This window comes from Stappia sp., assembly GCF_965276915.1.
Taxonomy (GTDB): Bacteria; Pseudomonadota; Alphaproteobacteria; order Rhizobiales; family Stappiaceae; genus Stappia.
The window spans coordinates 116,404-129,540 of sequence record NZ_OZ255709.1 but is presented as its reverse complement, the minus strand read 5'-3'; the positions used below and the strand labels follow the sequence as shown (position 1 = coordinate 129,540).

The 13,137-nt window shown below is 64.2% G+C and carries 13 protein-coding genes; 5 read left to right on the top strand and 8 right to left on the bottom strand.

Annotated elements, in window-relative coordinates; genetic code table 11:
• Nucleotides 1-120: 120 nt before the first annotated feature.
• Nucleotides 121-765, bottom strand: a complete 645-nt coding sequence (gene chpT, locus ACQY46_RS00575) for a histidine phosphotransferase ChpT (RefSeq protein WP_428698391.1) — start codon at nt 763-765, stop codon at nt 121-123.
• Nucleotides 766-915: 150 nt separating this feature from the next.
• Nucleotides 916-1,404, bottom strand: a complete 489-nt coding sequence (locus ACQY46_RS00570; RefSeq protein ID WP_428698390.1) for a YHS domain-containing (seleno)protein — start codon at nt 1,402-1,404, stop codon at nt 916-918.
• A 208-nt stretch (nt 1,405-1,612) separates the two neighbouring features.
• Here ACQY46_RS00570 and ACQY46_RS00565 point away from each other — a divergent pair, with 208 nt between their 5' ends.
• A complete protein-coding gene (locus tag ACQY46_RS00565; protein WP_428698389.1) occupies nt 1,613-2,224 on the top strand; it encodes a DUF1134 domain-containing protein in 612 nt (203 codons plus the stop codon).
• A 203-nt stretch (nt 2,225-2,427) separates the two neighbouring features.
• Entirely contained in the window at nt 2,428-3,669 is a 1,242-nt protein-coding gene (locus ACQY46_RS00560; protein ID WP_428698388.1) for a hypothetical protein, read from the top strand.
• A gap of 35 nt (nt 3,670-3,704) precedes the next feature.
• Here the strand turns inward: ACQY46_RS00560 and ACQY46_RS00555 are convergent, their stop codons facing one another.
• The 6 genes from ACQY46_RS00555 to ctrA all read right to left on the bottom strand — a co-directional run bounded on the left by ACQY46_RS00555 (nt 3,705) and on the right by ctrA (nt 10,279).
• On the bottom strand, nt 3,705-4,541 hold the full coding sequence (locus tag ACQY46_RS00555) for a dipeptide ABC transporter ATP-binding protein (RefSeq protein WP_428698387.1): 837 nt from the start codon (nt 4,539-4,541) through the stop codon (nt 3,705-3,707).
• Complete coding sequence (locus ACQY46_RS00550) at nt 4,538-5,404, bottom strand: ABC transporter ATP-binding protein (RefSeq protein ID WP_428698386.1); 867 nt, start codon at nt 5,402-5,404, stop codon at nt 4,538-4,540. The genes ACQY46_RS00555 and ACQY46_RS00550 overlap by 4 nt, the downstream gene beginning before the upstream one ends.
• Nucleotides 5,405-5,408: 4 nt before the next feature.
• Complete coding sequence (locus tag ACQY46_RS00545; RefSeq protein ID WP_428700556.1) at nt 5,409-6,263, bottom strand: ABC transporter permease subunit; 855 nt, start codon at nt 6,261-6,263, stop codon at nt 5,409-5,411.
• Between the two features lie 92 nt (nt 6,264-6,355).
• Entirely contained in the window at nt 6,356-7,363 is a 1,008-nt protein-coding gene (locus ACQY46_RS00540) for an ABC transporter permease subunit (RefSeq protein ID WP_428698385.1), read from the bottom strand.
• 105 nt (nt 7,364-7,468) lie between these two features.
• Nucleotides 7,469-9,073: an ABC transporter substrate-binding protein gene (locus ACQY46_RS00535; RefSeq protein WP_428698384.1), complete on the bottom strand. Its 1,605-nt coding sequence runs from the start codon at nt 9,071-9,073 to the stop codon at nt 7,469-7,471.
• Nucleotides 9,074-9,589: 516 nt separating this feature from the next.
• On the bottom strand, nt 9,590-10,279 hold the full coding sequence (ctrA, locus tag ACQY46_RS00530; RefSeq protein WP_306029058.1) for a response regulator transcription factor CtrA: 690 nt from the start codon (nt 10,277-10,279) through the stop codon (nt 9,590-9,592).
• A gap of 385 nt (nt 10,280-10,664) precedes the next feature.
• On the opposite strand from ctrA, the gene fliI reads away from it, so the two are divergent.
• From fliI to ACQY46_RS00515, 3 genes are all read left to right on the top strand, one after another.
• Nucleotides 10,665-11,990 (top strand): flagellar protein export ATPase FliI, encoded by a 1,326-nt coding sequence (fliI, locus tag ACQY46_RS00525; RefSeq protein ID WP_428698383.1) that lies wholly within the window; start codon nt 10,665-10,667, stop codon nt 11,988-11,990.
• 29 nt (nt 11,991-12,019) lie between these two features.
• Nucleotides 12,020-12,439, top strand: coding sequence for a flagellar export protein FliJ (gene fliJ, locus ACQY46_RS00520; RefSeq protein ID WP_428698382.1), 420 nt, complete (start codon nt 12,020-12,022; stop codon nt 12,437-12,439).
• A gap of 251 nt (nt 12,440-12,690) precedes the next feature.
• Nucleotides 12,691-13,128, top strand: coding sequence for a paraquat-inducible protein A (locus ACQY46_RS00515; protein WP_428698381.1), 438 nt, complete (start codon nt 12,691-12,693; stop codon nt 13,126-13,128).
• The last annotated feature ends 9 nt before the right edge of the window (nt 13,129-13,137 follow it).

Genomic DNA, 13,137 nt, shown 5'->3' with positions numbered 1-13,137 from the left:
CCCGACTGGTTACTGGTACACGACCCGGACGTTGTGTCCGGGCAACCCATCCCTGCCAGTGAGCATGCGTCTTAAACAGTTAAGATAGACTGAAACGGAACGATGGCCTTTGAAGTCAGTTTATCCTGCTGACGATGCAGTAATTTTCACCCCATCATCTTCCTTAACGACTTCTAAATCCATGCCCGACTCCCGAGCCAGCAAGACCGCGTAGACCGGCTGGACGGTGTGAGCGTCGATTCTCTCGGGTTCCTTGCCGGATGTCATGTCAAGAACGAGGGCGGGAACCTTGGTTGTTGATCCTGTTACTTTCAACCGGAAGGTGGGCGACTGTGCCTCGCCGTCCATGCTGACGGTGATCAGTCCGCCACGGGGAACGCACTGGTTGGCGAGAAGAATAAGGTTGAGCAGCAACTTGACCCTGTTCTTCGCCATCAGGAGGCGGGGAACCTGCCAGTCGAGATCGGCCTTTTCGTTGGCAAGGAAACCGGCGGCGACCGAGTGGGCATCGCCCAGGTCGATCTCGGCGCCGGCGGACCCGGCCGCGCCAAAGGCAAGGCGGGCGAACTGGAGCTTGGCCGAGGCCTGCCGCGCGCTCTTGCGGATCAGGTCCATGGCGAAGTCCTTCATGTCCTCGTTGTCCTCTTCATCGAGAACCTCGAGGCCATTGGTAATGGCGCCGACGGGGGAGATGATGTCGTGGCAGACGCGGCTCGCCACGAGGGCGGCCAGGTCCAGGGCGCTGAGTTCGTCGATGGCGGTCATGCGGTCGTCCTTAGGCGGGCGTGGCGTCGGTCGTTCCAAATGGCAGTCCTGCGCGATTCGCGGATTTGCGAAAGGGTTACACTCCTCGTCCCGCACTGCCAAGCGGTGGCGCCGGCGCAAACCCGGTCACCGGGGGCAGTTGGCCGCGATTTACCGGGCACAGCCCAGCCGCACGGCAGCGTCGCGCGCGGTATCAAGCAGCGTTTGCGGGTCGGCGAGGAAGAGGAAGCGATTGATTTCGGAGTGAAACAGAAGCAGGCGGCCGTCATGAAGGGCAAAGATCGCCGGATTTCCGATGGTGACGAAACCGCCGGCAAGCGCGGTCGGGTCGCAGCCTGTCAGATGGGGTGCGTAGATCCGCGGGGCCTTTTCGAAGGCCGCGCGGTTGCCCTCATTGACGAACATCCAGACGGTATCGCCCCAGCGCAGCTCGTGTTTCTGTTGCCCGCGCCGGGGCTTCCTGTCGATGAAGTAGGCGACCGGATCATTGCCGCCGAGCGCATAGCCGCTGACGGGGTCCGTGGCGTAGTCGAGGGCTGCTGCCAGTTGCGGAGCGGCAAGGGCGAGCCATGACGCGAGCGCGAGCCGGGCCAAGGTGGTCGACCATAATCTCTTCCGATTTCGACTACACTCTGACATCGAATCAGTCCTGACGCCCGAAAGGCATGTGACTGTGCCCGCATCCCGGGCCGGCGGGCAACCGCAGATCTTCCGCAAGGTCGACGGGAACCGCCGGCTGTCACCGCCCGGAGCGGACCGGGAGACCCTGCCTCCGCAACCGGAGGCGCCATGACCATGCGCCCGGGAACGCAATCGGGGCCACCTACCTGCGAAGGACCAGACCGAGATGATATCAGCCCTTTCCGTCCGCCTTGCCAATGTCATTCGCAGAAGCGCACGCGCGGCACTCGTGCCGGCGGTCGCCATCGTGCTGGGCCTTGCAAGCGCGGTGTCGCCAGCCACGGCACAGCAGCCGGAACAGTACAGCCAGGACGAACTGGTCGGCGCGGGGCATCGCTTCTTCGGCCAGATTTCCGGCGGTCTTGCCTCGGTCGTCGAGCGCGCCGTACAGCAATACGGCCAGCCGAACGGCTATATTCTCGGCGAGGAAGGCTCGGGCGCGCTGCTGGCCGGGGCGCGCTACGGCGAGGGACAGCTCTTCACCCGCAATGCCGGCACGCACAAGGTGTTCTGGCAGGGACCCTCGTTCGGATGGGACATCGGCGGCGACGGTGCCCGTGTGATGATGCTGGTCTACAATCTGCCGGACACTTCGGCGATCTACCGGCGCTATGTGGGCGTCAACGGCTCGGCGTATCTGATCGGCGGTTTCGGCATGACGGTGCTGTCCAACCACGACGTCTACGTGGTTCCGGTGCGGGCCGGCGTCGGCGCCCGGCTTGGGGTCAATGTCGGCTATCTGAAGTTCACGCAGCAGCCGACCTGGAATCCTTTTTGACAAGGGCAATGCCGTCGCGCTTGGCGCGGGACCTTGCGTCTTGTATCAGGGAGGGAGCGTAGCGCCCGGGCAGCGCCGCGCTGCCGGACGCGTATCCGGGCAATTATACGGGAAAGCCCGTCGGGTGCAGACGGGCTCAGGCAGTATGGCCAGGGACATGGACGGTCGAGGCGATCAGGGTTCCAGACGGTTGGTGAGCGGTCTTGATTGAATCGGCAATGTATGTGGCGCTCGGCTTTTGCCTCGCCGGCCTTCTGGCGGTGGCTCTTGTGCCGTCAATATGGCGGCGTGCGGTGCGGCTGACACGAAGGGCGGTCGAGGCGACCACGCCGATGACCCATGCCGATGTGCGGGCCGAGATAGCGGCCCTGCGCGCAAGCCATGCTGTCGAGTATCGGCGGCTTGAATCCGGGCTCGAGCGGCTGCAGCAGCAGGCGACGGCAAACCGCATCGCCCGGGATCGGGCGGAGGCGCTGTCGGGCGATCTGCGCAAGGAATTCATCTCCCGCGAACAGGCTCTTGCCGACGCGATGAGCCGCGAGGCGGACCTGCGCCGGGAAATCCAGGAAAACCAGGAGACGATTGCCCGCTCGGGAGCGCGTATCCGCGATCTCGAGCGCCTGTTGAAGCGGTTGATGAGTGCACAGGCCGGGGAAACGCCGGAGGCGGTGGCCGGCAGCGTATCGCTGGGTGAACCGGGTGAGGCCGTGGTCCCGGCGGATGCCGCGGAGCAGAGCGCTGCCGCGCCGGCCGGTGCGCAGGATGACGACGCGCTCGGCAGGGCATCGCATGCGATGCGGGTGACGGCGCTGGAGACCGAGATCGCGGCATTGCGCCGACGGCTCAAGCGGTCGGAAGAACGCAATGCACGCACCTCGGACGAAGAGACGGGAGAGGACGGCGGCGGCGATGAAACGGAGCGTGCCGCGACACAGCTCACCCGGCAGGAGCTGCGCGCCCGCGACGACCGGCTTTTCGAAACGGAATCGAAGCTCATTGCCGCTCGCGCGGAAATCACCCGCCTGTCGGTGCTTGCCGAGGGAACCGGGTCCGACAGCGAGGCTCCGGCGGCCGAGGCGGCGCGGCTTGCGGCGGAAAACGAGCGGTTGCGGGGCGAGCTCGGTGCCAATGCCGATTTTCTCGCACTGCGCTCGGAACTGGCCGACCTGGCATCCGCCGTGGTTGCCTCGCTCGGTACCGAGGAAGACCTGGAGCCGATTGCCGCCGCCGGGCAGGATGGCGCGGACACGCCCGGCGTGCCCGATACCGTGACCCAGTCGCTGGCCGCCCGCATCCGCGCGGCGCGCGGCCGCATCGGTGCCGGCACGCCGGAGACCGCCAGAAACGGGACACCGGAGTCCGGCAAGGGAGGCGCGTCGACGCCGCCGATCCTGCCGGGGCCCGCCCGTGCCAGTTCCCGCGGCAAACGCAAGGCCGGGGGTTAGGGCATTGGCCTTGCCGCCGTGACGCGCAAGGCCTTTCAGCCGGTGGCGGTGCTCTTTGCGGCGAGACGCGCGCGGATGCTCTCGACGTCGGCGCGCGGCGTCGCGGCGAAGAGGGTGCGCGTGTATTCGTGGGCCGGGGCCGTGAACACCTCGTCACGGGTGCCGTATTCAACTGCCTCGCCGAAATACATCACCATCACCTTGTCGGCGATGTAGCGCACCACCGAGAGGTCGTGGCTGATGAAGACATAGGTGAGGTTGAACTCCTCCTGCAGGTCGGCAAGGAGGTTGAGGATCTGTGCCTGAACGGAGAGATCCAGTGCGGAGACCGGCTCGTCGAGCACCAGCAGCTTGGGACGCAGCATGATCGCCCGGGCGATCGCCACGCGCTGGCGCTGACCGCCGGAGAACATGTGCGGATAGCGGCCGTAATGCTCGGGCTTCAAGCCGACCTTTTGCAGCATGGAAAGCGCGGCATCGCGCCGTTCGGCCGCGCCCATGCTCGTGTTGAGGAGCAGCGGCTCCTCGAGCACCGCACTGATCTTCTGGCGCGGATTGAGCGACCCGTAGGGGTTCTGGAAGACGATCTGCACCGCCTGGCGCATCTCGCGCGTTATGCCGTGCCGGGCGATGTCGATCTGCGCGCCGTCGATCTCGATCGTGCCGGAGGTCGGCGCGTCGATCATTGTCAGCATGCGGGCGAGCGTCGACTTGCCGCAACCGCTTTCGCCGACGACCGCGAGCGTCGAGCCGCGCTCGACATCGAAGCTGACGTCCTTGACGGCGTGGAGCAGGCGCGGCGCGGCGAACAGGCCTGAACTGATGACGTAGTCGCGCTTCAGGTTGCGGACCTTGAGGATCGGATCGCTCACGGGCGTGCCTCCGTGCCGCCGGCCGTCCCGGCCGCGAAGGTCTCGGCGAAATCGGCTACGGTGGGCAGCCGGTCGCCGGTGGCGTTTTCCGGCAGCGCCGAAAGCAGAGCCTTCGTGTAGGGGCTGGACGGGTTCTCGAACAGGGTCAGCACGTCGGCGGTTTCCATCTGCCGTCCCTGATACTGGACGACCACGCGGTCGGCCGTCTCGGCAACGACGCCCATGTCGTGGGTGATCATGATCAGCCCCATGCCGTGGTCGCGCTGCAGCGCCGTCAGAAGATCGAGGATCTGTTTCTGGATGGTCACGTCGAGCGCGGTGGTCGGCTCGTCGGCGATCAGCAGCTTGGGATGGCAGGCGGTGGCGATGGCGATCATCACGCGCTGGCACTGGCCGCCGGACATCTGGTGCGGAAAAGCCTTCGCGCGGCGCTCCGGCTCGGGGATGCCGACGGAGGTGAGCAGCTCGATCACGCGGTCGTGCCGCTGCCGGCGGGTCATGTCCGTATGCGCCTGGAGCGCCTCGTCGAGCTGGAAGCCGACGGTGAAGCAGGGATTGAGGCTGGCGATCGGCTCCTGGAAGATCATCGAGATGTCCTTGCCGATGACCTTGCGGCGCTGGGCCGCGGTGAGGGTGCGCAGGTCGATACCTTCGAAGGCCATGCGATCGGCGGAGACGGTCGCGGTGTCGGGCAGGAGGCCCATCAGGGCCAGCATGGCGACCGACTTGCCGGAACCGCTTTCGCCGACAATGGCAAGCACCTCGCCCGCCTCGACGGAGTAGTCGACCCCGTCGAGCGCACGGAACGCACCGCCGGCCGTGTCGAACTCGACCCTGAGATTGCGGATTTCAAGCAGGCTCATGGTCTCAGCTCCGCTTCAGCTTGGGATCGAGGGCATCGCGCAACCCGTCGCCGACAAGGTTGATGGCAAGCACCGTCACCAGAATGGCAATGCCGGGAAAGGTGACGACCCACCAGGCCCGCAGGATGAACTCGCGCGCTTCCGCCAGCATCGTGCCCCATTCGGGCGTCGGCGGCTGCGCACCCATGCCGAGGAAGCCGAGAGCGGCGGCGTCGAGGATGGCGGTGGAGAAGGAAAGTGTCGCCTGGACGATAAGCGGTGCCAGGCAGTTGGGCAGGATCGTCCTGAACATCAGCCGGATATTGCCTGCCCCGGCAAGCCGGGCGGCGACGACATAGTCGCGACCACGTTCCGACAGCACGGCTGCGCGGGTCAGGCGGACGAAATGCGGCTGCAGCACGACCGCGATGGCGATCATCGCGTTGACGAGACCAGGGCCCAGAACGGCGACGAGCACGAGCGCCAGCAGCAGCGAGGGGAAGGCGAGGATGACATCCATCACCCGCATGATGAGGGTGTCGGCCCAGCCGCGGAAATAGCCGGCGACGAGCCCGAGAACGATGCCGCCCGAAAGGGCGATGGTGACCACGATGAGGCCGATGAACAGCGAGAAGCGGGCGCCGTAGATCAGCCGGGAGAGAATGTCGCGTCCGACCGCGTCGGTGCCGAGCAGGAAGGCGGTCTTGCCGCCCTCCGACCACACAGGGGGCGTCAGGAAGCTGTCGCGATATTGCAGGTCGGGATTGTGGGGAGCGACCAGGGGAGCGGCCAAAGCGACGATGATAAGGGTCACGAACACGACGAGGCCGATCACGGCGCCGCGGTTCTGCGAGAAGTAGAACCAGAACTCGGCCAGCATCTTGCGTGTCGCGTTGCGGCTTTCGGCCGCGACGGAGGCGGCGATGGCGGGAGCTCCGGTGGACGGTTCGGTCATTGTCTTGTCTCCGGCGCTCAGTTGTGGCGGATGCGCGGATTGACGAGGCCGTAGAGCATGTCAACGGTCAGGTTCACCAGCATGACGATGGCGGCGATCATCAGCAGGCCGCCCTGCACGACCGGGTAGTCACGCCGCGAAATGCTGTCGACCATCCACTTGCCGATCCCCGGCCAGGAAAAGATCGTCTCGGTCAGGATCGCACCGGCAAGCAGCACGCCGACCTGCAGGCCGATCGTCGTGATCACCGGAATGAGGGCGTTGCGCAGCGCATGCAGGCCGATGACGCGCGAAGGTGCGAGGCCCTTGGCGCGCGCGGTGCGGACATAGTCTTCGCCCAGCACCTCGAGCATCGCCGAGCGGGTCTGCCGGGCGATCACCGCAAGCGGGATCGTCGCCAGCACGATGGAGGGCAGCACGAGATGGCTGAGGGCCGAGGTGAAGGCGCCCTTCTGTCCCGACAGGAGACTGTCGATGAGCATGAAGCCGGTCACCTGAGGGAAGAAGAACATCAGCGAGATGCGACCCGAAACCGGTGTCCATTGCAGGATGCCGGAAAACAGGATGATGAGCAGCAGGCCCCACCAGAAGATCGGCATGGAATAACCGACAAGCGCCGTTCCCATGAGCGCCTGATCGGCGACGGAACCGCGGCGGACTGCGGCGAAGATGCCGACGGGCAGGCCGATCGCGACGGCAAGGAGGATGGCGCACAGCGCCAGCTCGACGGTTGCCGGGAACAGGGCCAGAAACTCGGTGACGACAGGTTTCTTGGTAACGATGGAGTTGCCGAGATCGCCGGTGAGCACGCCGCCGAGATAGTCGAGATACTGCTCCCAGATCGGACGGGAGAAGCCGAACTGCTCCATCAGTTGCCGGTAGCGCTCCTCGGAAACGCCGCGTTCGCCGGCGAGCAGCAGAACGGGGTCGCCAGGCAGCAGGCGGATGAAGCCGAAGGAGACGATGGTCACGCCGAGAAAGGTCGGCACGAGCAGCAGCAGCCGGCTGAAGAGAAAACGGATCATCTTGATGCATCCAGACGACCGCACCGGCCGGTAAGGGCCGGTGCGGGAACTCGACGGGCTGCCGCCGGACCCCAACGGGGTCGCGGCGGCGCTTCGATGCGAGGATTACTCGGCGATGTCGACGCCGTCGAACCAGTGGCCGCCGAGCGGGTCCATGACATAGCCGCTGACCTTCGAGGACATCGGCATGAACACGACCGAATGGGCGATGGTCGCCCACGGGGCCTGCTCCTTGAACACGATCTGGGCCTGTTCGTAGAGCTTGGTGCGCTCGTCCTTGTCGGAAACCACCTTGGCCTTCTGGATCAGGTCCTCGAAGGGCTGGTGGCACCACTGGGCGCGGTTGGAGCCGCCGACGCCGTCGCAGCCGAGCAGCACGGCGAGGAAGTTGTCCGGGTCGCCATTGTCGCCGGTCCAGCCGAGCAGAACGGCGCCGTCACGGTCCTTTTCCTTGGAACGGGAGAGATACTCGCCCCATTCGTAGGAAACGATCTCGACATCAACGCCGACCTTGGCGTAGTCGGCCTGAATCACCTCTGCCATGCGGCGGGCGTTCGGGTTGTAGGGCCGCTGCACCGGCATTGCCCAGATCTTCATCTTGAGATCGGAAACTCCGGCTTCGGCAAGCATCGCCTTGGCCGCATCCGGATCGTAGGCGTCGTCCTCGACGGCCTCGTTATACGACCACATCGTCGGCGGGATCGGGTTCTTGGCTGCCTGGCCGGAGCCCTGGAACACCGCGTCGAGAATGGCCTGCTTGTTGATGGCCATGTTCAGCGCCTTGCGGACCTTCGGATTGTCGAAGGGCGCCATCTGGGTGTTGTAGGCAAGGTAGCCGACATTGAGGCCCTGCTGTTCCATCAGGGTCAGGTTGCCGTCAGCCTTGATGTCGGAGATATCGGCCGGGGCCGGATAAGGCGCCACGTGGCACTCGCCCGCCTTCAGCTTCTGCAGGCGCACGGCCGCGTCCGTCGTGATGGCGAAGACGAGATTGTCGATCGGCTGCTTGCCGCCCCAATAGTCGGCGAAGGCCTGGTAGCGGATGACCGCGTCCTTCTGGTAGCCGACGAACGAGAAGGGACCGGTGCCGAGCGGCTCCTGGTTCATCATCTCCATCTTGCCGTCCGCGGCGAGCTTGTCGGCATATTCGGCGGAAAGGATCGAGGCGAAATCCATCGCGAGGTTGGCGATCATCGGCGCTTCCGGCCGGTTGAGCACGAACTTCACGGTGTGGTCGTCGACCTTGACGATCTCCTTGATGAGATCAGGCATCGACATGCCGTTGAAATATTCCCAGGAGGCGCCGGCCGTATAGGCGTGCCACGGGTGATCCTTGTCGAGCTGGCGGCCGAAGGAGTAGATCACGTCGTCGGCGTTGAAATCGCGCGTCGGGGTGAAAAAGGACGTGGTGTGGAACTTTACGCCCTTGCGCAGGTTGAACGTGTATTCCAGGCCGTCGTCGGACACGCTCCAGCTTTCACCAAGACCCGGCAGGACCTCGGTGGTGCCGCGCTTGAACTCGACAAGGCGGTTGTACACCGGCTTGGAAGACGCGTCGAAGGTGGTGCCCGCGGTGTAAAGCGCGGTGTCGAAGCCCTCCGGCGAGCCTTCCGAGCAATAGACCAGGGTTTTGGATTGCGCGGCGGTAGCCGCCATAAGGGCGAGACTGACGCCCAATAGCGCAGCCTTCATGGTGCGGCGAATGATCATTGGAAATCTCCCATTTGTATCTTCGGCCGCACCCCAGACTTCCCGGTATTTTACCTTGTGGAAGCCGTATTTGCGTGGCAGCGGCCTTGGGCGCACGATAAAGCCGCGCTCTATCGCTTACAATAGAACGCATTGTTCTATTTTACCTGCCGGAATGGAATTTTCTTCCTGAAGGCGTCGATTGCAGAACTGCTTTCGCCACTTGTTGCTTGCATGCGTGTGCAAGCAAAGGCGGGCCCGCAAGGGGGCGCGCAGAGGGCGATATCGTGGTGGTGCGATGCCATCCTGCGCCGCCGGACAAGCGGAGCGGAAACAAAAAGGCCCCGATCAGGCGGGCTGAACGACAAAAACCCCGCCGGTGGCGGGGCTTTTGACAGGCGTTCCGGTGAACCGTCCGGGGCATTTGCCGACGCGGGGACCCGCAGGAAGCGGGGCCGGGCAGACGGCCAGTGCCGACGGGCAGGCTCGGGTCGAGGGCCGGAGGAACCGACAAGGCAGACGCGGGAGGCGTATGCCTCAGGCGGCCTTCTCCTCGGGTTCGCGCAGCACGTAGCCGCGGCCCCAGACGGTCTCGATGTAGTTCTTCCCCGACGTGGCGGCCGCGAGCTTCTTGCGGAGCTTGCAGATGAACACGTCGATGATCTTCAGTTCCGGCTCGTCCATGCCGCCGTAGAGATGATTGAGGAACATCTCCTTGGTGAGCGTCGTTCCCTTGCGCAGGGAAAGAAGCTCGAGCATCTGGTATTCCTTGCCGGTCAGATGCACGCGCTGGCCGGAAACCTCGACGGTCTTGGTGTCGAGATTGACGATCAGGTCGCCCGTGGTGATGACCGACTGTGCATGACCCTTGGAGCGGCGCACGATCGCATGGATGCGGGCCACGAGCTCGTCCTTGTGGAACGGCTTGGTCATGTAGTCGTCGGCGCCGAAGCCGAGACCGCGTACCTTGTCCTCGATGCCGGCAAGACCGGACAGGATAAGGATCGGTGTCTTCACCTTGGACACGCGAAGCGTGCGCAGGACCTCGTAGCCCGACATGTCGGGCAGGTTGAGATCCAGCATGATAATGTCGTAGTCGTAGAGTTTGCCGAGGTCGATACCTTCCTCGCCAAGATCCGTCGTGTAGACGTTGAAATTTTCGGACTTAAGCATCAACTCGATGCTCTGCGCCGTGGCGCTGTCATCCTCGATCAACAGGACACGCATGCCAATCCCCTATGTCTGCCTATCCTGGGCAAGCCGCGCCGGCCGATACGCTCCCGGTGCTCTAAGGACTGCAGTTAACCTCGACTCACTGTGTGAGACAATGGTTAACAAATTCTGATTCACACCTGCAAGCTCCGATGAGGGTAGATTGGAAATCTTTTCCAATCACTTGAAAAATATATGGAAATCCTTTCCATAGAATCTTCAAGTTTCACATTAACGAGCCGCTACAAACGACTCACGTGACTCACCTCTACGCCGAACGCGGGTCCCAGGCTGGCTTTCCATCCATGAACCCTCGCAATTAAGATTAACCAAACTCGTAAATGATAGGTTACCGTGAGGTCGCTTTCTGGGACCTTCTTTACCGACCCTTGAGGATCAGATGGACCCGCTGTTTGCAGAACTGGAAGCGCTCATGCCCGCGGAGGTCTATGGCCGGGTGGTCTCCGTGCAGGGTTTGCTGCTGGAAATCGCCGGTCCGATCCACGAGATGAGCGTCGGCGCGCTGCTCGCTGTGGAAAGCGGGGAGGGCGGTCTGCCGGTTCATGCGGAGGTCGTCGGTTTTCGCGAGGAGCGTGCGCTTTGCATGCCCTTTGCCGGTCTGGAAGGGGTGCGAATGGGCTGCCGGGCGGTGCTGGTGGCGCGCGAAAGCCTCTCCTATCCCTGCGACGCCTGGCTCGGACGGGTGGTCAACGCCATGGGCGAGCCGATCGACGGCCGCGGTGCGTTGCCGGCGGGAGGTGAGCCACGCCGGCTCAGGACGACGCCGCCGCCGGCCAACGAGCGCGGCCGTGTCGGCCCGCCGCTTGATCTCGGCGTCAGGGCGCTCAACACGTTCGTCACCTGCTGCGAAGGCCAGCGGATGGGCATCTTCGCCGGTTCGGGTGTGGGCAAGTCCGTGCTGATGTCGATGATCGCGCGCAACATGGCGGCTGACGTCGCCGTTATCGGTCTCATCGGGGAACGTGGCCGCGAGGTCCAGGAATTCATCGAGGACGATCTCGGGCCGGAGGGTCTGGCCCGTTCGGTGGTGGTGGTCGCCACCTCGGACGAAAGTGTGCTGATGCGTCGTCAGGCCGCCTATCTGACGATGACCGTGGCCGAGCACTTTCGCGATACGGGCAAGAATGTCATGTGCATGATGGATTCCGTCACGCGCTTTGCCATGGCGCAGAGGGAGATCGGGCTGTCGGTCGGCGAGCCGCCGACGTCGAAGGGATACACGCCGACCGTCTTTACGGAACTGCCGAGGCTGCTGGAGCGCGCCGGACCCGGGCGTACCGGTTCGGGCTCGGTGACCGGGCTGTTCACGGTGCTGGTCGAGGGCGACAATCACAACGAACCCGTTGCCGATGCCGTGCGCGGCATTCTTGACGGGCATATCGTGATGGAGCGTGCCATCGCGGAGCGCGGCCGCTATCCGGCGATCAATGTGCTGAAATCCGTGTCGCGCACCATGCCGCGCTGCGTGCCGGACAATGTGCAGCCTTTGCTGCGCAAGGCCCGGGCCCTGATGGCGACCTACACCGACATGGAGGAACTGATCCGGCTTGGCGCCTACAAGCGCGGGTCGGATGCGGTTGTCGACGAGGCCATCCGGCGGCATGACGCGCTTGAAACGTTTCTCGGGCAATCGAAAGGAGAGGCGAGTTCGATCGAAACGGGCTATGTTGATCTTGCCAACCTTTTGGAAATGACTCTCGCGTAGGTTGGCATCGGTAACGGGAGTATCGAGTAATGAAGTCGCGTGAGAGTCTCATTCGCCTGAAGCAGTTCCAGGTCGACGAGCGCCGCCGCCAGCTGGCCCAGATTGAGTCAATGGTCGACGAGTTCAAGCGCATGGCCCGTGAATTGGACGACCAGATCGTTGCCGAGCAGCAGCGGGTCGGGATCACGGATGTCGGTCATTTCGCCTATCCGACCTTCGCCAAGGCAGCCGCGCAGCGTCGCGACAACCTGCTGAATTCGGCCGAGGAACTGACCGACCAGCTGGAAGCCGCGCGCGAGGACCTGCGTGCCGCGCTCGAGGAATTGAAGAAGTTCGAGCTGCTGGAAGAGCGCGACCAGATCCGCGAGCGCAACGAGCGCGAGGCAGCCGAGCAGGACGCCCTGGACGAGATCGCCTCGCGTCGCAAGACTGGCGGAACCTCGCGCTAGGAGTTCGATTTCTCTGTGTCTGTCTTGGGGTGGACGCCGGTCCGGTGCGCGCCCTTTTCGCGTTTTGCCGATGTCTGAGGCCGGAGGGTTTGCCATCGATATCTGGCTGGCCGCCGTGGACGGAACCCGGTGCCTGTCCGACCGGGTTGCTTGTGGATGCGGCGCAGGCCGGGCACTCGCCGCCCGTGAACCGGAGTGCTTTCCAATCCTTGCCAATGCTTTCAACGAGCAGACTGCGGAGTAGCTGACGCGTGCGCCGTCTTGTTCTCGCCCTTGTGCTTCCCGCTGCCACGATTGCTTTCGTGCTCGGCCTGACGCTGCCCCTGATGGAGCTGGAGCGGCTCTTCTTCCTCACTGATCGACCATCCCTGATCGAAATCGTCAACGGGCTCTGGCGCGACGGAGAGGCCGTGCTTGCGGTGATTGTGGGAGCCTTGTCTATCGCCTTTCCGGCGGCCAAGATCCTGGCCCTGCATGTCGCCGCCGTTGCCGGCCGGTCTGGACTGGGACTTGCGCTCATGCACGGGCTTGGCAAATGGTCGATGATGGATGTGATGCTGGTTGCCCTGGTCGTCTTCGCGGCGAAGACCAGCGGTCTTGCCGCGGCGGCGACACTGCCCGGCCTGTGGTGTTACGGCGCCGCCACGCTGCTGACAGCCTGTGGGGCCTGGCTCGCCCATCGCGGTTAGCTTCGGGAA

Coding starts and splice junctions, on each gene's coding strand:
- chpT (WP_428698391.1), bottom strand. CDS start 765: ATGACCGCCATCGACGAACTCAGCGCCCTGGACCTGGCCGCCCTCGTG.
- ACQY46_RS00570 (WP_428698390.1), bottom strand. CDS start 1,404: ATGTCAGAGTGTAGTCGAAATCGGAAGAGATTATGGTCGACCACCTTG.
- ACQY46_RS00565 (WP_428698389.1), top strand. CDS start 1,613: ATGATATCAGCCCTTTCCGTCCGCCTTGCCAATGTCATTCGCAGAAGC.
- ACQY46_RS00550 (WP_428698386.1), bottom strand. CDS start 5,404: ATGAGCCTGCTTGAAATCCGCAATCTCAGGGTCGAGTTCGACACGGCC.
- ACQY46_RS00545 (WP_428700556.1), bottom strand. CDS start 6,263: ATGCTGGCCGAGTTCTGGTTCTACTTCTCGCAGAACCGCGGCGCCGTG.
- ACQY46_RS00540 (WP_428698385.1), bottom strand. CDS start 7,363: ATGATCCGTTTTCTCTTCAGCCGGCTGCTGCTGCTCGTGCCGACCTTT.
- ACQY46_RS00535 (WP_428698384.1), bottom strand. CDS start 9,073: ATGATCATTCGCCGCACCATGAAGGCTGCGCTATTGGGCGTCAGTCTC.
- ctrA (WP_306029058.1), bottom strand. CDS start 10,279: ATGCGTGTCCTGTTGATCGAGGATGACAGCGCCACGGCGCAGAGCATC.
- fliI (WP_428698383.1), top strand. CDS start 10,665: ATGGACCCGCTGTTTGCAGAACTGGAAGCGCTCATGCCCGCGGAGGTC.
- fliJ (WP_428698382.1), top strand. CDS start 12,020: ATGAAGTCGCGTGAGAGTCTCATTCGCCTGAAGCAGTTCCAGGTCGAC.